Raw genomic sequence first — 25,262 nt, 5'->3', positions numbered from 1 at the left:
TTATGGGAATTGTGGATTGATAATTCTTTGTAGTCTTTGGATTAAGCCTATTCTTTAATAAAGAATAGGCTTTTACATTGTGTATATTTCAATACATAATAATTTAAATGTTATTTATAATTGAGAATATGTCATCTTTTAGCTTTTCTGCTTCGTTCTTTTTTTCTGAGATTTGATTATAAAGTGTGTCTACATGAGATTTAAGCTTATTTTCATCTGTTTTTATGTGATTTGTATCATTTTGATAGTCTAATAAAAGTTGGTGCATCATTTTTGAGACTGTTGTTTTTATGGATAATACTTTTTCAAACGAATCTTTAAGCTTTTCTAAATTTCGAATCTCTAGTTTTTCTAGATTACCTTTTTTGGGATATAAGGAGGGAACAATCAAACTAGAAAGAGTGTATTCAATTGCTTCAATAGTGTTAAATATGCCTTGTATTTGGCCTGATAACATTACAATTTCTGAAAATTTCTTTAATTGATTGTCATCAATAGCATTTAAAATGCTGTAAGTGTTTTTTCTATATCTTTTTGCTCTCTCAGTAGCATCAGTTACCTTTTCACCTGGTGATGATGACCAACCCAAGTTTTTAAAAGCCTCTATTCCATATTGGTCTTTAGGTTCTTCTTTCAACTTTTTTTCATATTTTTCGTTATTTGCGTGTGCCTTATCTATTAAATTTCTTAAATCATTAAGCAGGGTGTTTTTAGGGACTGTATCGCGGGCTTCTTTTTGATTAGTAGAGCTTTCTTCTTGAATTGGATTTGCTTCTGTTTTAGGCTTTAATCCTTTTTTCTTAGATTTTAATCTTTTTTTACTAGATTGATACTTCATATCTTTTTGCTTAGTGTTAAAATCTGTATTGCAAGCTAAAAATAGAAAAACAAATAAGCCTACAATAATTTTATGTTTCATAAATATTCTCCTTACTTAAAATCTAAAATCTAATGTTCAATGCAATCTAATATTAAATATAATTCAATATTAGATATAATCCAATATTCAATATAATATTATATTGAATTAAATATAGAATATTTAAATTGTCATAATAATATTTTTATTGCGGGAAGTTTTATAGTATTTTGGGCTTTTTAAAAATCTATTTTGTAATATAGTTGATTAACTATTAATGAATCAATTTATTTATTAAAGTCAGTTATTATGTTTTTGTAGTATTAATTTTATAGAAAAATTTTTATTTAATATCTATAGTTAATCTTTGGATAAGATATCTTTATTTTATAAATATATCCCTATTAACATTCAGATCTATTGCTTCCATTAAAGCAATAAAAAATTGAAAACATTTTTTTCTTGCACCCACATAGATTATTATGGAAAAACAAGAAAAGCTTTGGTTAAAGCTACCCAAAATAGAATTTTTAAGTTTATTGTGTCTTCACAAGATTAATAAAAGCAATTAAATTATTAAAAATGCAGTAGTAGAAAAAGATACTAATAATAAATATTATATTTTATTATTAGTTGAGTCAATAAAGATAATCATCCTAAATATTTGCTAAAAAATGAAAATAAGCATTAAGAAATGCCAAAGAAAACCTATCAGATAAAATCAAATAAAAAAAGAATTTTTACATAAATTATCTAATTACTTTGTGGTTAATTATAAAAACACAGCAATATAATTATCAATTAAAGGTATAAAAAGAAATGCTTGGAAAAAACATTTCTAATTTAGAATAGTATGAGCTTATAAAGCAGTTATCTATAAATCAGAGTATTATGAAAACCATGCATCGTACAAGATTTATTAATATTTTTAAAGGGATGGTGGTTGGAGTAGGCAAGTTTTCATTTTTTTATAAACTCTTTTAACTAGGAGGGGAAATGTATTGGTTTGTTTCCATTAAAAAATGTGAGAGATGCGCTTTGGGCATATTCTATGGGTTTTAAAAAATCAATTAAGATGAGTTTTGTAGTGATTTTATTTTTGTGAAAATTTTATAAAAAATTGAAACCTTTAATAAAGCCCTATTATTGTGTTGAGGTTGGTTTTAAAATCTACAGTATGTTTTTGTATATCCACTTGAGGGCTTATTTGGTGGAAGTATAATAATAAGATTTTCTAAAAAATTATATAAGCGAGTATTGGAATGAGGAAAATAAGTGTTCAAATCTTATTCTAAAGATTTGAACACTACAGGCATTGTAATTAATTTAATTGGTTGCGTTAAAAATATAAAATTGAGTAAAATTGGGAATTATGCAGCCGCACAGCATTAGTCGATTTTGAAAATATTTTGTTATTTGGTTTTGATTTGTGTTCCAATGTACCTTAGTAAGGTAAGTGGATAAGATTTTCTAAGGAAAACTTTAAGTAATAATTAAGAATGATGCTGAAAATGAAAAGCAATTTTGGTATTAAAGATATTATTGAAATATAGCCTTTTAAATCGAGATTCATAAAGTGTTGTAATTGGTGGTTTTGATAAGCAAGTACTGTTTAAAATTTAAGAAATTCTACTTTATCTAAAGCCGGAAGATTTTGATTTCAATGTAAATAAAAAAATATTTTCTTGTTGTATGGTAATTTACATACAAAAGGAGTGTCGATTGGCTATATTATAGTGTTTGATGGCTGGCTTATAAAAGAATGGTAACTTTAAAATGAAAAAAATATAATATTCAGATTATTTTCATTGATTACATAGCTTTAATTGCTATGTTGCAGAATAATTTTCTCGTTTTGAACAAGCTTCATTTTGATCTGTACTATAGTGTACTTGCTCTTGAGTTTGAAAATAATTTAAATAATAGCAAGTTGCCGAAGTGTGGAAGGCAAGGGGCCTGGTTTGGCAACTTCAAAAGAATTGGGATTTTTAGAGCAGGATATACTTAACATTGTAATTTTTTTGCATCAAGAGAATAGAGAATATAAAGGCAATAATAATGCTTTAAGTGGAGAAGGTGTTGCCAAAGTAAAATTCTTATTATAAAGAAATAAAAACGAAGACAGGAATTGTCTGAAGCAAAGCTTATTGTCCTAGTGGATGATCGTTTCTTGTAGCGCTCGAAAAGCTATCATAGAGTATCCTATATAAGCTTAAAAGTAAAATTTTTTAGATTTTTTTAAAACATTGCAAGCTGTCATATCGATATAGCTTGTGACAATATTTTTGATTTATCTTTAAATCAATTAATATATCTTTTATACCTTTCAAATTCTTCATTTTTATATCACAATACTTTTTTACAATTATAGTTTTCTTTATTTTAATTTAAAACAAGGCTGCAATAATATGTAGCCTTGTTTTAAATTAAAAATAATATTAAGAATTAATGCCAAATGCCATTTTTATCAATGGCGCTTTGCACTTCTTTAAGAGAATCTTTTGTCAATAGGATTGAGCTTGCTATTGCTTTATATGCTTCGTATGAATCAGATTGTTCTTTAATCTTTAAAATTAAATTTTTTATTTTTACTTCAATATCATTTAATTTTCTTTTTGCATGTATTTCTCTTGCATATGCAAAATTTGCTGCCGTCTTTACACTTACTTGAATATAATTTAATAAAGTCTTAAGATCTTTTTCAAGGTTTTCTTTTGTAAACTTTTTAGCTTCTTCTCTGGCTTTGGCCTTAGTAGAGCTGTCAAGGCGTGTAGAATACATTTGGGTTTGTTGTGTTGAAAATAATGTATAATTATCGTATATCTTAGCAATTGTGCTAATTGCTGAACTTACATTATATTTAGTGCCTTCTAGATAAGATTCATATCGATTGCTTAATTTTATTTCCTCATCAAAACCTTCTTCATATTCATCATTTTTTTCAAAAAAATACTGATCACAATCTTCTTCCTCTATTTCATTAATGTATGAAATAGAGTTTGAGCCTGAAATAGCTTTTAAGTCATTCTTTGGTCTTAAATCAGAATCTATAGTAAAATCAATTTCATTGCGTTCAATAGTTTTATTCAATTCGCCGTTTTCACCGCGAAGGGAATTTAAACTTCCTTGAGTCATCCCTTTATGGTTGTCTTGTTGTTTTTGTATTTTTTCTTTTCTAGGCACAGATTGTTTTCTTAATGGCTCAGGCCTTAACCTTTCTTTTTCTGATATTACAGTTTTTTGTAATAAATTGCTATTATTGGAAGTCTCCCTCTTTGCACTACGAGTAGATGGGTCTTTTCTAGTGTCCTTACCTTTCCCGTTATTTCTAGCAACCTTGCCTTTATACTTCTTGTTAATAGTCTTTTTAACAGATTTCTTAGCAGTGTCTAAAATAGAGCTCTCTTTATCAAATAAACCAAGAGATTCCCCTTTTATTTCATCTTTTATGAATAAATCACAACTGATAAAACCAAAAAGTAATCCCAAAGTTAAATATTTGCTTTTAACTTTCATGCTTTTCTCCTTCAAAGTTAATACTAACTTTAAAGCATTTTAATAGGGATTTCAAAAATTAACAAACCAAGAGGGGGGGGTAAATTACTTTTTGTTAAGTTTTAGAAACAGATTTTGCAAAATAACTTATAAATGAAATTGAAAAAAGTTTAAATGCAGCCTTAAGCAATATGATATATTAATATATAAAATCTATAAATCACCATTAAATAACAAAAACTAAGAGCACTCTACTAGTTTCTGTTATTTAACTTTATTTTTTTACTACTACTTACCTTTTAATTAAAAAACCAATCTTATAATTGTTACTTAAATTATTTATTTTCCCCCTTGTCAAGATTGATCAAGGATTGTTATCTTGGCAGAGATTGTAGGCTTTGCAATTGTATAGTACACAATTAAGCTCGGCTTTAAACAGCTTATTTATTGCTGTGTTTAAGGCAATAAGATTTTTTGTTTCTTTGTATTTATCTTGAAATTAAAGAACCATTTTGTCCGTCACTATTACTATTTTCAGCAATGAAAAACTTTGTTTATAATTTTAATATTAAGCCTATATTTAATTCTTCGTCACAATTTATTGGTATTTAAATCGGGTATATTATATAGTTGCTACTTACTTTAAAAGTTCTAAAATTTAGAAGCATAAAATAATTATCAAAAACACTAACAGTCTCCTCTCTGTTCTATAATACTTCTTTGTATCTATATTATTCTTATCTCTCCCCTCTATATTAGATATATTGTCGTAATAATATGGAGAATTGGGTAGTATTGGGTCTTCTCTTGTTTATGGTTAGTCTAAAGATAAGTCCTTGAATGGCATTAAAATATGTGTTATGGGTTTGGGGATTTAAATTAACCAATAATACCATTACTTTTTAGTGATTCCCTTGCTTTACTGTTCTTTGGAGAAGGATATTTACTTATTGTTAAATATAAGGCTACTAATTAAATAAAAGAATGCTAATATTTGAAACTGAAACTAAAAATTTAATTACTTCAGTTAATGAAATTAAAATCAGATTAGGCAAAATTAATGGTAAGTCTAAATAAATTAAATAATAAGTGATTAATATATGCTTTTCTTTACCTATCAGTAAAGGATTAGATGCAGTTAAAATAGAAAGAGTAGATAATACTAAAGAAGTAAGTCCCGAAACTTAAAATCATTGAATACCAAGTAACATTTTTAAAATTTAATTTTTAATTAACTATTTTCCGATTTTATTGGTAATATATATTACATATGTCTTGTGAAAATAAAGATGTAAATTTTATAAAATCAATAAAAGGTGTAATTAGAAAAATACGGATTTATAAAGATTATATTGAAAATGAAGCACAGACGAGAAATAATTTTATTAGCCCATTTTTAAATGCAATGGGGTATGATCATACTGATCTTTCTATTGTTAAAGTTGAAGCCACGGCTGATTTTCTTGATCGTAAGGGAATGAAAGTTGACTATATTCTTTATTCAAAAGATAGAAAGTCTACTATTTTAATAGAAGCTAAACATCATAAGGAAAATCTTGATAATCATTTCAGGCAATTATCAGATTATTTTTATTATACTCGTTATAAAGAAAATACAAAAAAAGTTGAATTTGGCATATTAACAAATGGTATAGAATATAGATTTTACACTGATTTAGACAAAGATAATTTGCTAGATAAAGAACCTTTTTTAATTATTAATTTAGAGAAGTTAACGTCTAAAGATTTTGAATATCTTAAAAAGTTTTCTAGAAATTCTTTAAATATTGAAGAAGCCAGGGGGTTTGCATTAGAGAAAAAATATACAGATAAGTTTTTAGTTTATTTTGAAAAAGAAATAAAAAATCCAAGTTATGATTTTCTTGAATTTTTTAAAACTAAAATTGGTTTTAAAAAAACATATTCGGATGAAATATTTAAAAATATTGTTAAAAATGTGTTTAATGAGCTTGATAAAAATAGTGGTACATTGGTAGATGATAAAAAAAACAATAAAGAATTTACTATAAATAGTAGCAATATCAGTGATATTAAAACTGAAAATTTAAAAATGTTTGAAAAACTAAGTTCTGATATGAAATTAATGTATCAAAAATTAGAAAGTTTTATCTTTGATTTAAATCCCAATGAAATTAAGAAAATTGAAACGAAGCGGTATACGGGATTTAAGGCTTATAATAAATATTTTGTGGATTTTAGTTTTAGAGTAAGTAAAATAAATATTACTGTTACTGTTTTTTCAAATCAAATAACTTTAAAAGAAGGTTTTACAAGAGATATTAGCAATATTGGCAAATGGGGTAATGGAAATATTCAGATTATTTGTACATCGGATTCTCAAATTCAAGAAATCAAAGATCTTATTACACTAAGTTATAATAATATTGCTTCAAAATATAAGAAGATATATTAAATAATTCATAAATTTAAATAAATAAATAAATAATATATTTTTGTCTTTACAAAGTATCTATTATTGTCTATTATTCTTATTTTTTTGTTGTTTGATTCATTTTTAGCAAAAAAGCAATTTATTGTAGAACAAAATTTTGGCAAAAAGCTGTATATATGAAAGATAATTTTTTCAGAAAATATTACATTAGGATCAATAATTTGTTCTATTTAGTAGAACAAATTATTGATATATTTCTAATTTTTTGGTTATATTGTTTATAACATCTTTAGCCCCAAAATTTCCTCATTATTGAATTGCAGCTTTTAAGCCTATAAACGTTTTTTAAAATTTATAAAAAGTTTTTAGCGTCTTTATTGCTCTTTCTTTTGCTTCAGTAAAAATAATGTTTCTACAATTCTTTTTTTCTATTTTAAGGATGGCTTTAATAAAGGGTGGCCTAAAAAAATGTTTTATTGATAGTATTATTACGATTTTCGATTTCAGCATTTAAGATGATTAGTTTTCGCATCCTTTCTACTTGATAAAAAATTGTAAGTTAAGAACTTTGATGTATTTTTTAATTTTAAGGAGGGGAGAATTCTGAACAAGATTTTTCTAAAGAAGGAATTAATAAAAGGCTAGATAATTATGATTTTGAAAATGAAAAGGATAGAAGCCCTTTTTTGCCTATGCTTCATAAATTGGGGGTATTTAAGAAAAATTAGGATTAAAGAGAAAGTGTTTTTTAGATGCCTTTGGTGTCATAGGTTATCTCATGAAAAATAAATTAATAAAACCCTAATTATATTCATGAAGCCGGAGATAATAAATTGCTTTATAGAGGGTTATCCAGATCGAATTTTTGATTATTTAATACCAATTGGACTTGTATGAAGTGAATTGCGCTGAGAACTGTTTGGTTATTTATTTATCAGCATTAACACATGATAACCAAAAAATAAATCATGTTTTAAGTATTAGACTTAGAAACTTTCAAGATTTATATGGTATGTATGAATATAATTTTAATTAAGAAATTGAAAAGATTTAATAAGAGCTTAAAAAGTTGTTATATTAAATAAAGGTAAGCTAAAAAATTGTATGAAAAAAGGTATAAGCATTTTAAATGTAATTTTCTTTATGTTATTTTTTTATTCTTGTGTTTTATTACCAAAATCACCAAAATCTTTTAAAAAAGCCGAAACTGAGGTTTTGGAGTTTGGGTTAATTAAAGAAGATAAAAAAAATATTGAAGAGGATAGTAAAAAAAATATTAAGGAATATAATGGCAATATTTGCTATCTTGATGAGGAACCTAGATTAAATGAAATAAAAGAAGGGGAGGTTTGGGAATTATTTGTAGGTGGTTATGTCACATGGGCAAAATCTGTTAATTTAATAGCTATAAAAGACAAAAAGAATAATTTAATCCAAAATCTTAAAGGGCTTAAGTATTCTTATATATTTTCACCCATTCGATTTAGAACTTGGTCAATTTTTTCTGACTATATTTATTATATTAATGACAATAAGTATAAAATGTGGGGAAAGGAAGTTCCAATAGCTAAAATTATAGCTTTTGAGTCAACCAAAGAGTTTGAAGAAAAGTATGAAGTTAAAAGCCTAAAGTTAGTTTCTGAAGGATCAAATATTGATTTTGATCAATATAGGTATGGTGTTGCTTCAATTAGGTTAAAGAGTGCTTCAAAAGAACCCGGATTTGTTAATTCATATAATTTTGGGGTTTTGGATGACGATTTAACAAATGCTTTTAGTAAGCTTTTCTACAAGAAAAGCAAATGTAATTATATGCTTGCGCATCTTACTATACAAGATAAACAAACTAATGAGGATAAAACCTATGAAATTGCATTGAGTCTAAAGTTATTCCATGATACTATTAAGATGATATTTGCTAAGTATCCAGATTTGTCAAATGAGAAATTAAAATTTTTTATTGATGAATAGTGAGTAACAAAATGAGATTTTTTGCAAATAGAAATAATAAGAATATTACATTATGGTTGTTGGCTCCAGGGTTTTAAAAATTTTGATATTTTTGATATCATCAAAAGCTTAGAATTTTTATCAATTATTTATAAGGATATTTTTATCCAAAAAGTAATATTTTCTAATCTGAAATTGAGTGTGGCTGGATATTGTATTTTAGACGATATTAAAATAGTGATTCATAAATTTAAAAACAATTATCTTGCATCGCAAAGATTTGAATTGTAAGTCTGAAAATTAGCATTGTAATAATATAAAAATTTTTTTAATGCTTAATCTTTTTGCTCTAATCAATATATTTTACTTGTATATTAGGTGCATATTTATATAATATTGTAAAGTCTAAAAATTGCAATATTGCTAAATTGGTACAATAGTCTTGACATAATTATTAAATATCTTGTGATAAGGTGCTGCTGTGGGTAGGTTTATATTTATATTTTGTATAGTGTGTTTTGTAAATTGTGGTTTATCAAAAAATAGCAATTTAAAAAATAAAGACCCTTTATTGCAAGATGTAGAAGATGTTAATTCAAAATCGGATTGGAAGAGTGATCTTGGACTTAGCAGTGAAGAATTTGATACATTAACTTTTTTATTAATGCATTAAAATTTGAATTATCAAAAGGATATAATAGGTTTCCTAATTTTGATATATCTCTCAATGGAGATGTGTCTCAGATAGAAGGTTATATTAAAAAGTTTTTGTTAAAACTGCAGGGTTGGGGGAAAGTTAAAGAATTGCTTGGCTATATTCAATATGGTAGAAATAATCGGCCCAATGTAGAGGGTAGAGATGAAAATCTTGAAATGAAGGCAAAAGATTTTTATAAATTGAAAAGTAGGCTGGCCGATGTTTTCGATAACTATTTCATATTGTTAAATCTTTCATTGCTTGAAATGAATGATAATAACGGCAGTTCCCATATTGTAGCGATCACGAAATTAATATATTAGAACAAATAAAAAAGTGTCTTATGACTTTAGAAGTTCTGTTAAGTAATTTAATGCACTCGAATAGTAGGATATTCAACAAACAATAGAATTATAAAAGTTAGTTTATAAATATACTACTCCGTAGTTTACTTCATTAGCTTTGAGAATATGCTTTTATTTAGCTTTCAGTTTGTGTTACAATGTGCTTGGTAGGTTGGTAAATTATAAATCATCGGGGTGTGTTAACGATAAATATTATTGAATAACAAAGATATAAAGATCGCGATTGGGGATGGATCAATTAATAGCTCAAGGTTTGTCAAAAAGATGATATCACAATGAGATTACATTTAGAGATTTAGAAAATTTAGAAAAACAATTTGGAATAAGATTTGACAATCTTGTTTTTAAGATTGATTCTGTTAAGAACGAACTTACTACTAAGATTGATAACGTAGAAAAAGCTTAATATTGTAATACTATTAAAGATTTTTTAAAAAATTTGGCTATTAATGTGCAGCTTTTTATCATTATCTTGTGCTAAATTATCTATTTTTAGATTTAAATTTTTTATAGGGTATTTTTTGTGTTCTATTTAAACAATAGAGCAAGCTTTTAGTTAAGATTAAAATTTAAATTTAATTACTTTTGCGATTTATTTATAATGCTACTTTTATTATAAGCAAATTTTAATTATTTTATCTTCTTAAATTAAGTAGCAGAGATTTATTTTTTAAAAAAAAGTTGTTATCTTATTTAAGATTTGTGGGGTGTATTTGCAAATGGAATTAAGCTTAGTTTTAATTTAGTTTAATTTTTGACCAAATACTCTCCTTGTAGACTAAAATTAATAATTATTATTTTATGCTAAAAAGATTAAGTTATTATTTTGTGTTTTTAGTTTGGACTGATTGCATGAATAAAAAAAAAGAGAAGAATTAACTTCTCTTTTTAAAAAAAAATATCAAGTGTAACTTATTGATTTCTGTTTAGACTAATCAGCTTGATTTAGTAAATAAAGAGGATGGGAGTATTTCTCCTTTATATGGTTTGCTAGTGCTGCATCATTTTTTTTAATGTCTTGATAATTTTGATTGTAAGCCTTAATAGTTTCGTTTAAAGCTTTTACAAAGTTTTCTTTTATCTTTAAATCATGGTTTGTTTTTTGTAGTAATTCTTCAGCGTTTTCTTTGCTTAGAGTGGGTAATATATTTTTTATTTTTGTTAAATGCCTGTCTTCTATTTGAAGTTGAATATCTTTTGATGTTTGTAAAAATTTATTAGCTATTGTTCGATTATCATGATTTTTATCAAGTCTTTCAAGAATTTCTTTTAATGTCAATATTTTTTCTGTATCGTAATTTAGGGATGAGTAAATTATTTTTTTTAATTTCATTTTTTCACGATGCATAAAATAATCACCCCGTTGAAGTTTGAAAGTTTCTAGGAAATCATATTTTGTATCAATTTCAGCTATTTGTATATTGCCTTGTTTTTCTTGAGTTTCTAGGTCCTTGCCAATTTCTTCTAATTTTGAGATTGCAGTTTTTTCTTGGGAGTTTTGAGTTGAAGATTTTGAATTTTGAGATTCATTTTCAAAATTTTGGTTATTTGTTGATAGATTTTTTATTGAATTTTCCGATAGATTTTCTAAATTGGTGTGGCTGGTTGTTTTTTTTAGATTTTTAGAATTGGCACGGGTTTTTGTTTTTTTTAGATTTCTTTTAGTGGTGCGGCTGTTTAGTTTGTTTGGATTAACATTACCAAGAGGTGCACATGATATGCAAATTGAAGTTAATATTGCTGTAATAATGTTAAGCGTAGATTTATTTAATTTAGGGTTTTTCAAAATATTCTCCTTACAAATTTAAACTGGTAAATATTAATTTTAATTCAAAATAATAATATTACAATTTAATAATAATATAATATCAAATAATTTTAATATTTTATTGAATAATTTAACTAAAAATAACAATAGATTTTCCATCTATAATTTTTATGAAATTTTGGTGGAGATGAATTTGCCAATAAATAGATTTGTTTTGGCTTTGAATATACTTTTTGACGATATCAATAAGGGCATCTTCATGTCTAAATAAAAAATATTTTTTATTATAACTCTTAAAGTTATTGTTTTTAGAGTATTAATAAATTTAGAAGGGTGTATATCGGGAGCAAATTCTAATAATAAATGAATATGATTTTTGTAATTGTTGAATTCATTGAAGGTTATTTTGTCAAGCGATTTATCTAAAAATTAAGTTTTTAATTAAAAACTTAATTTTTTTAGAATATATTGATATTATTAATAATATATGGAAAAAAATTTTTAAACAATGTAAATAGCTTTTTTATAAAGCGTAGATAATGAAAACTAATGATATCGTAAAAACAAACAATCCTAATATATCTCTTTATAAACAATTATCAAAAGATTTTATAAAAAAGGAAAATATTAATAAACCAAAAGACCTTTTTATTTTTATAAAAAACAAACTTTCTTCAATAGACGACAATTCAACAGAAGCAAATATAGAGTCTTTGCTAAAGTCTATATTTGAAGAACTAAATTATTCAGTAGAACAACAAAAAGCTGGGCAAATAGAAGGAGTAGGGTCTAGAATAGATATACTACTTTTTGAAAATGATAAAGACAAAGTAGCTTTTAATAATAAAGTAAAAGAAGCTAAAAAAAATAATGAACCTATTCCTGTTGAAAATATCTTGCTTATAGCAGAAATTAAGCGCCCAGCATTTAATTTTAATGCTAAAGATAAAGTAAAAGAAGCAGAAGATCAGCTATATAGATATCTAAATCAATATCAAAAACATTATGGCATACTTTCTAATGGAAAGGTGTGGAGATTGTATGACAAATCAAAAGTACTTTATGGAGAAAAAAGATATATTGAGTTTAATTTTTCTAAAATTGAAGAAAAAGAAGAATATAAAGAACAAGAATGGTTTATTTTATTCATCTACCTTATAAGAAAAGAAAGATTTTCAAAAAGAAGCAATGTAATAGAGATTGAAAAAGAACAAATATCTAAAGAAAAAGAGATAATTCAAAAAACCTTAAGAGAGATACTTTATGAGAGACCCGATGACTCTATAGTATTTAAAATTGCAAAAAATATATATGACAAAGAATTTAAATTGTCAGGCAAAGAAATTACCGGGCATATTTTAGCTGGCATACTTGAAGAATCAATTCTTTTTATTTTAAGAATATTTTTTATTGCATATATTGAAGATAATGAAATTTTTAAGAAAATATTAGAAGAAAATAAGCTATACAGATCTTCTATATCTTTTAGATATTTTTTTTATGATGAAAGTACAAAAAATAAATTAGGATATAAAAAAATAATAACAATTTTCAATTTACTTGATAAAGGAAGTGATGCAATAAAGTTTCCTATATTTAATGGAGGATTATTCGCAGAAGATAGGGTTAAATATTTAAATAATGAAAGTTTGCTAAGTATTAGTGAACTTGAAGAAATACTAGTTAAAATACTTTTTTTTGAAGAAAAAAATATTAAAGATGAAAAATTTGTAGAGTATTCAAAGCTAGATCCCAAAAGTTTTGGAGAATTATACGAAACTTTACTTGAATATGACCTAAGAATTGCAGATACTACTGTTCATCGTATTATTGAAGACGGAGTTTATTTCATTCGTACCGAAGAAGAGCTTGCAAACAAGCAGGTAAACAAAGTTGCTACATACTATCAAGGCAATATTTATCTTACATCCAGGTCGCTTGACAGAAAGAAAAGTGGGGCATATTACACACCAGATGACCTAACTGATTTTATGGTTATATCATCAATCGAAGAACAACTTAAAACCAAGTCTCCTTTAGATATAAAAATCATCGACAACTCTTGTGGTTCGGGGCATTTTTTAATTTCTTGCCTAGATTACTTAACAGAAAAAGTATGGTACGATCTAGATAAATTTGAAGATGTAAAAAAAGAACTCGATAAAGAATATCAAGCTATTCTAAAAGAAAGTGAAGAATATGATGTTCAGGACAGTATAAGTAAAGAATTAGTACTTAGAAGGATCTTACTAAAGAAGTGCATTTATGGTGTTGATATTAATCCCATTTCAATTGAAATTACTATGCTAAGCTTGTGGATTAATACCTTTATTTTTGGAACACCACTAAGTTTTATTGAACATCATATAAAAGTAGGAAATGCTCTCTTGGGATATACCAAAGATGAATTTTTTGATATTACAAAAAAGAAATTTGAAAGTGGATTTTCTTTGTTTAAAAAAAGAATTAAAGAAATTACAACTATTTTAGAAGATATCTATCAAAAAATTAAAGGTATTAATGATACTACTAAAGAAGATATAGAAAAATCTAAAAAGATATACAAAGAATATGAAGAAAGTGAAGATATAGATAATTTAAAAATAATATTTTCTTTAATCAAACTTTATTCATTATCTTTTGACAAATCTTTGAATATAGAATTTAGTGATATTACATCTATAATTAGTTTAATTGAAAATATTTTGGGCAATAAAATTTCTAGTGAAGATAAAGAAAAAATAGAAAAAATTAAAAAATTGAGTAGCTACTATAAATTTTTTCACTATGGAATTGAGTTTCCAGATATTCAGGAAGGATTTGATATTGTAATTGGAAATCCTCCATGGGAGAAAACTAAGTTTAATGAAGCAGAGTTTTTCTCAAAACACATTCCTGGTTACAGAAAATTAAGCATAAAAGAACAAAATAAAATAAAGCAAGAAATACTTAGTAAAGATAATCATCCTTTGAATATTGAATACAACGAAGAAAAAAACAGTATAAGTACTATTAACAATATTTATAAATTTGATTTTAAAGATTTTACCAGTGGTGGTGATCCCAATCTTTTTAGATACTTTGTAGCATTTAATCTAAAATTAATAAAAAGAAAAGGCAATTTAACCTATTTGGTTCCTTCAAGCCTTTGGAGTGAATTTAGTTCAAAAACACTAAGAAAGCATATATTTGTCAGCTATAAGCTTAATTATATTTATCAATTTGAAAATAAAAAAAGATTTAAAGATGTGGATTCTCGTTTTAAATTTGCAATATTTCAACTTAGTAATATTGAAGAATCTACATCAAATTTTAAAGCAAAATTCATGATTCAAAGCGATGATAATATTATTAAAGAAATAACCGATGATTTAAAAGATAATAAATATAATCCTTATAGAGGAATTGAATTAAATATAGACCAAATTAAGAAACTATCTCCCATACAAGAGTCTGTAATAGAATTTAAAGACAAGGAAGAATTTAACTTAATCAACAAAATATTTAGTCAATTTAATACTCTTGGTGAAGAATATATTGATTTCAAACCAGGATTAAATTCTAGCATTAAGAATCTTAAATTTTTATTAAAAGAATATAATAATAAAAACTTTATATTTCTTTATTCTGGAGCTAATATCCATCAATTTAATTCAAGATTTTTTGAAGATAAAAGCGCAAAAGAAAATTCTAAATTACTATGGATAGATAAAAAAGACCTAAGACAAGCATTATCCGAAGACGATCAATATAAAATTGAAAGAATATTTTATAGAAGGATTGCAAGAAATACAGATATAAGAACTATGATTAGTACTCTATCTCCTAAAAATTGTTATTGTGTTTCTACAATATATATAAATTATGAAAAAACGCCAATATCTATTTATAAAAAACTCTTTATTATTTCTATTTTTAATTCATTAACATTTGACTATGTAATAAGAAGATTTGCTTTAAGTACCGACATTATTAAATCATATCTTTATCAATGTCCCATGCCGCAACCCGAAGAAAGAGAAATTTTAAGTAATTCTTTATATTTAAATCTTGTAAAAAATACGTCTCTGTTGATAGCTAAAAATGATCCTGATAATTTTAAATATTTACTCTACTTAGAATATTTTGAGCTTGATAAAGAAAAGGTTAATAAAATACTAAATTTAAATGTGGAAGATGAATTTTTCAAAGAAAAAGAAAATGAAAATAACTTTATTGTAGCTAGTCTTTATTCATTAACCAAAGAAGATTTTATCATCTTGCTTAGAGATTTTAAGGTGTTAAAAAACAAAAAAGGGGAAGAGTATATTTCGTTTTTAATAAAAGAATATGAGAATTATTTATTAAATAATAAAATTTTTTAGCATAAATAAGTTAATACAAAAAATAAAAAATAAGATTTTAAACTAAAAAATAAGGTAGAAAAAAAAGAATTGAGTTGTTAACAACCAAATATGATTAATGTAAAACCGAAAGAATAATCTATAGAGTAATTTCATGTAGTATAAATCAAAAATCGTGAACTATGGCCTAAAAATCTATAAGATTGCCTTGAATTTTTAAAAATCGCAAATTTTAACTCAAAAATCTAGCTCCCTGCAAATTTTTAGAGTTCTTGCAACTAATTAGGTCTATCATAAATTTTTTTTAATCTTGTTTTAACTCTATCTAATCCGACTTTAACTAACTATATATACTCGCTCTTTTGTCAAATTATCTATTTTAAACCTGCAATCAACACTTTTTTAAGTCTTCTTTCTCTATCCATAGTAATTTAGACTTCTCTTTGCATCTTTGCTTTCAAAAAATCTTGAATTGAACTGGTAAATATTCGCCCCAGAATAAAAAAATATACGGTTTCCATTATTATCTTATTTTATATAGGTTTATTCTCAATATTAAGCCCCCGTTTAAAATCAATATACTCTTTACTAAGAGCATTAAATGAACTTAACATTTTGTCAATCAAGCCAAATTATTCATTATCTTTAAAGTATATTATTGATTCCTGTATAGGGAATAGTTTCTTAATTTGATTTACATTTAATTCTATTCCTTTATAAGGATTATCTTCTCCGTTTTTTAAATCCCTAGTTATTTCTTTTATAATATTATCACCACCCTGAATCTTGAATTTTATTCTAAAATTTGATGTGGGGGTTTTAATATTGCTAAATTGAAATATAACAAATTTAAAACGAGCATCAATATCTTGAAGTCTTTTTTGATTTTCAAATTGATAAATATAATTAACTTTATAATTGGCAAATACATATTTTCTTAATACTCTAGAACTATATTCATCACTCCAGAAAGCTGCGGGAACCAAATAAGTTAAATTACTTTTTTCTTTTATTAATTTCAAATTAAATGCAATAAAATATCTAAAAAAAAATCGGGTCGGCCCCCACTACTAAAATCTCTAAAACCTATTTTACAAATAGTATTAATATTATTAATACCGCTTTTTTCTTCATTTTATGGATCAAAGAACTATGATTAGTAATTTATCTCCCAAGAATTCCTATTGGACATCGATGCTAGGTGTAAATTCTGAAAAAACCCAATATCACTTTATAAAAAATTATTTATTATATCTATTTTCAACTCCCTTGCATTTGATTTCTTACTAAGAAGATTTGTTAATATAGCTTTGGTAAATTCATGTCTTTATCAATGTTCAATGCCTCAACCCGAAGAAAAAGATATTTTAGATAATCCACTATACTTAACTTTGGTAAAAAATACCGCTTTGTTAATAGCTAAAAACGATCCTTTAAATTTTTCAAATTTGATTTACTTGAAACATTTTGAGTTTAGCAAAGAAGAAGCTGATAAAATATTAAAATTAGATGTTAAAGATAAGTTCTTTAAAGAAAAAGAAGAAGAAAAAGAAAATGATTTTATTATAGCTAGTCTTTATTCATTAACCAAAGAAGATTTTATTATTTTACTTAATGACTTTATAACATTAAAAAATAAAAAAGGAGAAAAATATATTCTATCTTTAGTAGAAGGGTATGAGAATTTTTGTAAAACTAAATTAATTGACGCGAGAGCATATTCAACAAAATAAAAGTTGTATAGTGGCCTAGGCTATTTTTGCTTACCATCCTTAAAAGGATTCTTTAGTAAATTTTTATTAGTCTTGTTAAAATTATTTTTTAATTTGCATAAATATGGCAATTAAAATGCACATTAATAAAAGTGTAAAAAACATGTGATTCTCTTCTATACAAAATTTACAAAATCCAAGACAACTAATAAATCACTTAATAAAGACTATAAAATTTGTATTACTTGTAAAAATAAAAACAAGCAAACTATAAAATCTAATAGCAAGATAATAGCATTTTTATTGTGCTGATTTCTTACAAAAATAGCATTTTTTTTATCTAAATCTTTTATCATAAATTTAACTCTCCTTAAGAATTAAGTGCAACTATCTTACATTTAGGGTAGAGAAATCATGCTTAAAGTATAATACTACTATAGTGAATTTAGAATTTGTGCGGAGAGATTTTTGATTTTTGTGTAATAATTTTACTTTATGAATAGTAGGTTTTTTGGATAAAAGTAGTATTATTTACTTAAATGGTTGCGAAATTATTATATATTAATAGTAATATATAAAGTCAATTATGAAGAATACGGGCTTTTATATACATATTTGCAATACTAAAAAAATAATGCAAAAATGACAAAGATTTTAAGTTGAACTTAGAAAAAAAATAAGCCTATGGAGTTTAAAAATAAATTAAAAATATTTAGGGAAAAGAGAGCTTATGAATAACATTATTACACTTACTGCCTATCAACAAATAGTTTTTATTGTTGGTGTTTTGTGTGGAATTGGAATAATACTATTAATGATATTAGTCTTAATAAGACTATCATAGCCCCCAAGGTTATGAAGAAATTAAGAATTCATGAAGAAGAAATCAAAAATATAAAAAAATTATCAGAAGAATTTAAAAAAAAATTGAAAAATTAGAGTCAAAGGCACAAGAAATACATAAAAATAAAACTAGAAGAAAATCTATAAACTCGTATAATTTCAAAAAACCTTAGAGACATAAAAATACAAAAATTGCATAAATTTATATTTATTAATTTTAAATTAAAAATAACAAAGAATTTTCTATCTATACATAGTGAGTGTAAATTGTAATTTACAATTGCTGTAATAAAATTCTTATTGAGAAAGGAACAGTGGATATCCTAATTAATTAGGATACTTCTCTTTTTTGATAAAATAATTTGGCTTAAATCTACAAGTAAAAGAACAATGATTGCCCTACTTCTACTTGTAGATTTTTCAGTAATACTATAAAAGTAAACTCCGTTATTTTATAGAAAATTAACATTAAAAAATAGACATTTATCGCAATAAGTTGGCAAAATTGCTATAAATGCTTTTAGAAAATATTAAAGTTAGAAAACTATCTGCTAAAAAATCTATTTATCTTAATAAAGATAAAGCAATTTTTTTAAAAAATCTATATAAATTTTAGGCCTATTGTAGCGTGATAATAGGCCTAATTAATTAACAAAAGTTATACTAATTCACTAATAAATTAGCATAAGCATATTGCTTTAAAATATTGTAAAAAAGGAAATTTTATAATAAAAATAAATCAAAACAAAAAAAATCCAAATATTTTTTAGAGTATTAAGGCGCATAATAGTTCAATAAACAATATTTTAATAGAATAATATATTTTTATATGAATTATAGCAACTTTAGTTTTTATCATTTGTCAATAAAAAGTTTTAATTTGTCTTTTGACAAATTTGGATACTTATCAAATATTAATTTAATAGTATTATTAAATGTTTTTAGATTTAAAATGATTTTGTAGATTATATCTTTATTAGTTTGTTCATCTTTTATAGTAAGATATGCAGGCATATAGCTACATTTATGTTTTTTGTAAAAGAATTGAAAATAATCTGCTAAAGAATTGTCAAAAACTCCAAAATTATATGAAAAAATGTATTGAAGTTCTTTTAAATTGATTTTGGGAAAATCAGTTCGATTTTGTTCAAAATCGACATTTGACTCTTCATAATTTATTTTTAAACTTTTTATTTCGTATTTTTTTTCAAACTCCTCAGTTGATTCAAATGCTATTATTTTAGCTATGGGCACTTCTTGTCCAAATATTATTATTACTATTACATGACCCACATTGTACACTACCCATTTTTGTATCAGAATTTTTGTTGAAATAGTTGTTAACTCTATTTTGAAATCTTGTTTCTTTTTTTTCTTTAAAGTGCTTGTTTATCTTATTGTAACAATCTTTTTTAGGATAATTAAGCTTGTAATAAATTTCTGTACCCGAATTTACCCCCATATGTTGATAGTAGTTTGTCGTGACTTTTATTTCTTTATGTAGTCTATAAATATACTTTTGCATAATTCTTAGTGTAGAAATAGTTTGACCGTTTTTTCTTAGATTTTCATTAAAGTAATAGAGTATGGTTTTTTGTGTATATTTCTTATTTGTTTTGTTTAGATAGCATATTGTCGAAATAAGAACTATTAATTTATGTTGAACTTTAGTGGGTTTTTTGCTTAATTTCATTGTAAGAATTCCTCCTTATAGTATTAAGGACATATAGGGATTAATTGTAAAATTAATTACTATATGTTCCTATCTTTTTGTACTTATAGATCAAAATATTCTTTATTGGGCCTATTATGGGGTCTAATAAACTAAGATAGATATTAGTTTACTAATTTAAATCGATTTATAATAGGTCTAGATTTTTAAAATTGCATTCTATTATGTAAAAATAATTTTCTGGATTATATTAGCTTACATATTAGGATGAGAACTATAAATTTTAGTGCAACAATCTTCTACAGGGTAAAGGAGTGTATAAAGGCCTGTAAAGCTTTCATTTTCTTTATTTACGGAACATTTTGAGATTACTTTTGGATTTTTTTCTAATATTTCAAGATATTCTAATAGGGTTTTATAATTAACCCCATGTTGATTAGTTTTAGCTAGAGCCTCATTAAAATTGTTTTTTATTAATAAATAAGTGTATGTTTTATTTACACTATGGAATAATTCTTTATTCATATGATCTAGTGTTTTGACAAGAATGATTAACTTATTCTTATTAAATTTAATTTTATTCATCATTCTTGCGACCAATGTCTCGTTAATTACTCCATCCATAATGAATTAGCCCCCTATTATAATAAATTTATATTATAAATATAATACAGTATTTTTTTAAATTTTTTTAGCGTAAAACAATATATTTCTAAAGTTTTGCATAAAATTATTTTATATATTTACAATTAAGTAGTAGTGTGCTCTTGTATAAATTGTTTTAATTCTTTAGATAATTTTTTGTAGAATTCTATTAGTTTTAAACAAGTTTTTTCTGCGGTATAATTAGGCTTATAATAAATTAGAGATTGATCGTCTTTAAAATAGAATTTTGCTATGATTTTCATTCCTTTCTCTAATTGATTTAAGTATTTTTTTATTGTTGATAATTTATATTTATTAATTTTAAATTAAAAATAACAAAGAATTCTCTATCTATACATAGTGAGTTTAAATTGTAATTTACAATTGCTGTAATAAAATTCTTATTGAGAAAGGAACAGTAGATATTCTAATTAATTGGGATACTCCTCTTTTTTGATAAAATAATTTGGCTTAAATCTACAAGTAAAAGAACAATGATTGCCCTACTTCTAGATTTTTCAGTAATACTATAAAAGTAAACTCCGTTATTTTATAGAAAATCAACATTAAAAAATAGACATTTATCGCAATAAGTTGGCGAAATTGCTATAAATGCTTTTAGAAAATATTAAAGTTATAAAACTATCTGCCGAAAAATCGATTTATCTTAATAAAGATAAAGCAATTTTTTTAAAAATCTATATAAATTTTAGGCCTATTGTAGCGTGATAATAGACCTAATTAATTAACAAAAGTTATACTAATTCACTAATAAATTAGCATATTGCTTAAAAATATTGTAAAAAAGGAAATTTTATAATAAAAATAAATCAAAACAAAAAAAATCCAAATATTTTTAAAGTATTAAGGCGTTTAATAGTTCAATAAACAACATTTTAATAGAATAATATATTTTTATATGAATTATAACAACTTTAGTTTTTATCATTTATCAATAAAAAGTTTTAATTTGTCTTTTGACAAATTTGGATACTTATCAAATATTAATTTAATAGTATTATTAAATGTCTTTAGATTTAAAATGATTTCGTAGATTATATCTTTATTAGTTTGTTTATCTTTTATAGTAAGATATGCAGGCATATAGCTACATTTATGTTTTTTGTAAAAGAATTGAAAATAATCTGCTAAAGAATTGTCAAAAACTCCAAAATTATATGAATAAATGTAATTAGGTTCTTTTGATTTTTCTTTTAAATTGATTTTGGCTAAACCAGTTCTATTTTGTTCAAAATCAATATTCGATTCTTCAGAATTTAGTTTGAAACTTTTAATTTCATATTTTTTTTCAAATTCTTCAGTTGATTCAAATGCTATTATTTTAGCTATAGGCACTTCTTGATTGAATATTTTATAGTTATTGTCATTAATGCTATAATTATAACTAAGAAAAAATGAAAGAGTTTTGAATCTAATGGGTGAAAAAATATAAGAATACTTAAGTTCCTTAAGGTTTTCAATTAAATTGTTATTTTTATCTTTTAAATCCCTTAGGGAGCCGGATTTTGCCCATGTAACATAACCGAATGCAAGTGGTTCAAACACCTCTCCTTCTTTTATTTTATTTGGTTCGGGCTCTTCAAAAGAAAGGCAAGTATTTTTATTACTCTCTTTAACGGTGTCTTTATTATATTTTTTAATATTCCCTTCTTCAATTTTTTTTAAATCAAAAACCCCAGTTTTGATTTTATTGATTTTTGACGATTTTGTTGGAGTCAAAAAACACGAATAAAATAATGGTATATATAAAAATATATTCAAAATATGAATGTCTTTTTTCATGAAATTTCTCCGCTAATTTAATTAAAGTTAAAAATTTTTGAAATATTTTTCATTATATCTCAAAAAGAATTAAACAAAAGGCAAGAAATTCTGTGAATCATTTTGCTATAGATTAAAAATAAGTATAGGGGTTATGATATGAAATTACCAAAAGGCTTTTTATGTGCTTATCTACTTGTAAGTGACTTCAAGAGATAAAGAATTCAATTGAAGAAAAGAAATTAGAAATAAAGAATTGAAAAAACTAATATGATAGCATAACCTAAAAAACTGTCGTGTGATAATCTATTAGATAGAAATAATTTTGATGATTAGTCAATATCGATTTATGAAAAATTCAGTGAGATAAAAAAATGTAAAATTAAGATTTATATTATAAATTCACAAATTTGTTATTTAATAATAATGCTATCCTAAAAAAGGATTTTTAATGCACAATTTTTTGTGCTATATTAAATATAATTTAGCACATCTATTTTCTTGCATAGATGATTTTTGTTTATTATGCTAACAATATAACTATATATTATTTGTTGCTTTTTGAATCAGCTTAACTATAAACCAGTGATTATTTTTAATAAATCTTCTGCTTTTATTATGTATGATTCGGAAAAATATTTATACCAGCTAGGGGGATTACTAGTATCATTTGTGATAATTGAAGGTAGTTGTAAATGTAAGTATTCTTTAAATTCTGATATTTTAATATAAGTGTCCGTTGTATTGTTATTTTTTGTAATATTTTGGAAGTTACTTAAATCTCTGATATCTTTAGCCTTAAAACCACCTCCGTATTGAATTGTATCTTTAAGTCTAGAAATATCCTCATTTTTAATTTCTAATAGTTTTTTAATTTTACTATTTTCTTTAATCACTTCATTAAGAATGATGTTTCCGTTAACATTTTTTTCTATTTTCAATATAGTTTTAGTGTAATAAGGCGGGTAACTAATAGTAATATTAGATGTAACTGTATCATTAGTTGTTTGCGCTGTAGAAGTGGTGGTAGCCTCATCTTTTAATGCCCAAATTTCATAGAAAGATTGAATATCTGTTTGAGGTTCATTTGCTTGATATTTTACTATTTTTTCGTTATTTGACATGTTTAGTGGATTTATTTGATCAGAATTGCTAAAATTGCATGAAAATGTTAATAAAATAATTAACGTTAATAATTTATTCATAAATATTCCAATTCCTTTAAGTTTGTAAAAATCTAGTTATATATTAGAATTATATTCGGATTTTTTGATTTATCAATTTTTGTTCTAAATTTTTTTTAAATAAGAGAATATTAATCATCATAAGTGAATAAAATTCTTATAGATAAGATTATTACAATGGTTAATCAACTCAATTTTTATACATTAACATTATTGTTGTACAGTAAATTATGTAAAAGAAACAAAAATAGATTTTTTTAAAAAATATCTTATAGTATAAAGGAGCAATATAGGCTAAGAATATCCATTTATTTAAATGCGGGTTGGTACTTTAAAAGAATGTGCTCAAAATCTTTACAAAGAACTCATAAATTCGGAAAAAACACATAATCAAGTTATTGTAGAAATAGTAGAAAATGAAGAACTAGGATATTCAATAAACGACAGAATTATAAAAGCTAGTTTAAGTAAATCCATTTACCATTAATAAATTCGAAATTAGCTAATTTATTATTATTAATATAATGAAGTATTTTTAATACATGGTGGAAAATATATCTAAGTATCTAAAATTAAATGCTATTGAAATATGTGTTTTAAGAGATATTAAGAGAGTTATTTATAATTTTTATGAGTCAATTTTAGATTTAGAAATAAAAAATATATTGTCTCCAAATAAAAGTAAAAATATTTTGAATGAGTTTTTTGTAATTTAGGGTCTAAATATTCTAAAGAATTAATTAATCTATTTCGAAAAATTAAAGTGAATTTAGGTAATAATGTGTTTTAAAATGAGGTGTTCATATTCTATTTAAGTATTAGTGATGTAAATTTTTTTAAATTTATCTATGTATTAAGTAGCAATAATTTTGATGATTATTCAATATTGATTTATGAAAAGTTTAATGAGATTAAGGAAAACTTAAACTTTAAATTGAATAATTATAGTCTTGATAACTTGTAATTTAAAGTAATTGTAGTACCCTTAAATTAAGGTTTTTTTATTTTTTGATTTTCAAGATAAATTTAGCAATAAATATTGTTAAATTTATCTTTAGTGTTTATCTATATAGATACAATTTTGTTTTAATGTTTTTATTTTTAGTCTACAGATATATTAAAAAGAATTTTTTATATTTGTAGATTTTCTTATATTTTTATTTATCAAAAATTTTATAAAGTATGGGGAAATTCATAATTGGAGCTATTAACATATTCTGTAGTTGTAATTTAGGATTGTTGTAATAATATTATCTATTAAGGGGCAGTTTTTGTATAAATTTTGTTGTAAAAAAAATCATTAATTTGCATACTCTAGAATAGAGTATGACTTCTTTTGATTAATTTTGACTTTATTTTTGCACTTATGATATAAAGAACTGTCCTTGATATGAGTTCATATATACACCTTATAATTTATAAGCGGTATTTGTTCCTAAAAAGAAAAAAATTTCAAGTGCAATATTAGATAAGATATAAAATTAAATAGGGGCAGATATCGGCTATATAGCTTTATACTAAAAAAAACTAATTA

The 25,262-nt window shown here is 24.2% G+C and carries 14 protein-coding genes and 5 pseudogenes; 9 read left to right on the top strand and 10 right to left on the bottom strand.

The window, feature by feature from the left end:
- Nucleotides 1–103: 103 nt before the first annotated feature.
- A complete protein-coding gene (locus tag QIA46_RS04485; RefSeq protein WP_317268610.1) occupies nucleotides 104–919 on the bottom strand; it encodes a virulence associated lipoprotein in 816 nt (271 codons plus the stop codon).
- A 1,901-nt stretch (nucleotides 920–2,820) separates the two neighbouring features.
- Here QIA46_RS04485 and QIA46_RS04480 point away from each other — a divergent pair.
- On the top strand, nucleotides 2,821–2,964 hold the full coding sequence (locus tag QIA46_RS04480) for a hypothetical protein (protein WP_317268609.1): 144 nt from the start codon (nucleotides 2,821–2,823) through the stop codon (nucleotides 2,962–2,964).
- Between the two features lie 340 nt (nucleotides 2,965–3,304).
- Here QIA46_RS04480 and QIA46_RS04475 read toward each other — a convergent pair whose 3' ends face one another.
- The gene (locus QIA46_RS04475; RefSeq protein WP_317268608.1) at nucleotides 3,305–4,375 is read right to left on the bottom strand and encodes a ferrous iron transporter A; all 1,071 of its coding nucleotides are present in this window, start codon (nucleotides 4,373–4,375) and stop codon (nucleotides 3,305–3,307) included.
- A gap of 1,249 nt (nucleotides 4,376–5,624) precedes the next feature.
- On the opposite strand from QIA46_RS04475, the gene QIA46_RS04470 reads away from it, so the two are divergent.
- The 5 genes and pseudogenes from QIA46_RS04470 to bdr form a co-directional block, all read left to right on the top strand.
- Entirely contained in the window at nucleotides 5,625–6,788 is a 1,164-nt protein-coding gene (locus QIA46_RS04470) for a type I restriction endonuclease (RefSeq protein WP_317268607.1), read from the top strand.
- 1,083 nt (nucleotides 6,789–7,871) lie between these two features.
- A complete protein-coding gene (locus QIA46_RS04465; RefSeq protein ID WP_317268606.1) occupies nucleotides 7,872–8,738 on the top strand; it encodes a S2/P23 family protein in 867 nt (288 codons plus the stop codon).
- A gap of 460 nt (nucleotides 8,739–9,198) precedes the next feature.
- Nucleotides 9,199–9,390 carry a hypothetical protein gene (locus tag QIA46_RS04460; protein WP_317268605.1) on the top strand — a complete coding sequence of 64 codons (192 nt, stop codon included), beginning with the start codon at nucleotides 9,199–9,201 and terminating at the stop codon, nucleotides 9,388–9,390.
- 62 nt (nucleotides 9,391–9,452) lie between these two features.
- Complete coding sequence (locus QIA46_RS04455) at nucleotides 9,453–9,737, top strand: hypothetical protein (protein WP_317268604.1); 285 nt, start codon at nucleotides 9,453–9,455, stop codon at nucleotides 9,735–9,737.
- Between the two features lie 265 nt (nucleotides 9,738–10,002).
- Nucleotides 10,003–10,179 (top strand): annotated as a pseudogene (gene bdr / locus QIA46_RS04450) (Bdr family repetitive protein); the annotation flags it as partial.
- Nucleotides 10,180–10,710: 531 nt separating this feature from the next.
- Here bdr and QIA46_RS04445 read toward each other — a convergent pair.
- On the bottom strand, nucleotides 10,711–11,565 hold the full coding sequence (locus QIA46_RS04445; RefSeq protein WP_317268603.1) for a complement regulator-acquiring protein: 855 nt from the start codon (nucleotides 11,563–11,565) through the stop codon (nucleotides 10,711–10,713).
- A gap of 150 nt (nucleotides 11,566–11,715) precedes the next feature.
- On the bottom strand, nucleotides 11,716–11,916 hold the full coding sequence (locus QIA46_RS04440) for a hypothetical protein (RefSeq protein WP_418905860.1): 201 nt from the start codon (nucleotides 11,914–11,916) through the stop codon (nucleotides 11,716–11,718).
- 170 nt (nucleotides 11,917–12,086) lie between these two features.
- Here QIA46_RS04440 and QIA46_RS04435 point away from each other — a divergent pair, with 170 nt between their 5' ends.
- Nucleotides 12,087–15,911, top strand: a complete 3,825-nt coding sequence (locus tag QIA46_RS04435) for a class I SAM-dependent DNA methyltransferase (RefSeq protein WP_317268602.1) — start codon at nucleotides 12,087–12,089, stop codon at nucleotides 15,909–15,911.
- A gap of 611 nt (nucleotides 15,912–16,522) precedes the next feature.
- Here QIA46_RS04435 and QIA46_RS04430 read toward each other — a convergent pair.
- Nucleotides 16,523–16,912: a hypothetical protein gene (locus QIA46_RS04430; protein ID WP_418905859.1), complete on the bottom strand. Its 390-nt coding sequence runs from the start codon at nucleotides 16,910–16,912 to the stop codon at nucleotides 16,523–16,525.
- 118 nt (nucleotides 16,913–17,030) lie between these two features.
- On the opposite strand from QIA46_RS04430, the pseudogene QIA46_RS04425 reads away from it, so the two are divergent.
- Nucleotides 17,031–17,623 (top strand): annotated as a pseudogene (locus QIA46_RS04425) (class I SAM-dependent DNA methyltransferase); the annotation flags it as partial.
- Nucleotides 17,624–19,300: 1,677 nt separating this feature from the next.
- Here QIA46_RS04425 and QIA46_RS04420 read toward each other — a convergent pair.
- From QIA46_RS04420 to QIA46_RS04400, 5 genes and pseudogenes are all read right to left on the bottom strand, one after another.
- Nucleotides 19,301–19,714, bottom strand: a pseudogene (locus QIA46_RS04420) (BB0158 famile outer surface lipoprotein); the annotation flags it as partial.
- A pseudogene (locus tag QIA46_RS04415) lies at nucleotides 19,713–20,138 on the bottom strand (plasmid maintenance protein); the annotation flags it as partial. The pseudogenes QIA46_RS04420 and QIA46_RS04415, both read right to left, overlap by 2 nt.
- 234 nt (nucleotides 20,139–20,372) lie before the next feature.
- Nucleotides 20,373–20,741, bottom strand: coding sequence for a plasmid maintenance protein (locus tag QIA46_RS04410; protein WP_317268600.1), 369 nt, complete (start codon nucleotides 20,739–20,741; stop codon nucleotides 20,373–20,375).
- Nucleotides 20,742–21,707: 966 nt separating this feature from the next.
- Entirely contained in the window at nucleotides 21,708–22,565 is an 858-nt protein-coding gene (locus tag QIA46_RS04405; RefSeq protein ID WP_317268599.1) for a S2/P23 family protein, read from the bottom strand.
- Between the two features lie 554 nt (nucleotides 22,566–23,119).
- The gene (locus QIA46_RS04400; RefSeq protein ID WP_317268598.1) at nucleotides 23,120–23,749 is read right to left on the bottom strand and encodes a hypothetical protein; all 630 of its coding nucleotides are present in this window, start codon (nucleotides 23,747–23,749) and stop codon (nucleotides 23,120–23,122) included.
- Nucleotides 23,750–24,056: 307 nt separating this feature from the next.
- Between QIA46_RS04400 and QIA46_RS04395 the strand changes: the two are divergent.
- A pseudogene (locus QIA46_RS04395) lies at nucleotides 24,057–24,215 on the top strand (Sua5 family C-terminal domain-containing protein); the annotation flags it as partial.
- Nucleotides 24,216–25,262 lie beyond the last annotated feature (1,047 nt).

It is taken from the genome of Borreliella carolinensis, assembly GCF_032595855.2.
Taxonomy (GTDB): Bacteria; Spirochaetota; Spirochaetia; order Borreliales; family Borreliaceae; genus Borreliella; species Borreliella carolinensis.
The sequence above is the reverse complement of the archived record's forward strand: the minus strand, read 5'-3'. Positions and strand labels throughout refer to the sequence as shown.

Coding starts and splice junctions, on each gene's coding strand:
- QIA46_RS04485 (WP_317268610.1), bottom strand. CDS start 919: ATGAAACATAAAATTATTGTAGGCTTATTTGTTTTTCTATTTTTAGCT.
- QIA46_RS04475 (WP_317268608.1), bottom strand. CDS start 4,375: ATGAAAGTTAAAAGCAAATATTTAACTTTGGGATTACTTTTTGGTTTT.
- QIA46_RS04470 (WP_317268607.1), top strand. CDS start 5,625: ATGTCTTGTGAAAATAAAGATGTAAATTTTATAAAATCAATAAAAGGT.
- QIA46_RS04465 (WP_317268606.1), top strand. CDS start 7,872: ATGAAAAAAGGTATAAGCATTTTAAATGTAATTTTCTTTATGTTATTT.
- QIA46_RS04435 (WP_317268602.1), top strand. CDS start 12,087: ATGAAAACTAATGATATCGTAAAAACAAACAATCCTAATATATCTCTT.
- QIA46_RS04410 (WP_317268600.1), bottom strand. CDS start 20,741: ATGGATGGAGTAATTAACGAGACATTGGTCGCAAGAATGATGAATAAA.
- QIA46_RS04405 (WP_317268599.1), bottom strand. CDS start 22,565: ATGAAAAAAGACATTCATATTTTGAATATATTTTTATATATACCATTA.
- QIA46_RS04400 (WP_317268598.1), bottom strand. CDS start 23,749: ATGAATAAATTATTAACGTTAATTATTTTATTAACATTTTCATGCAAT.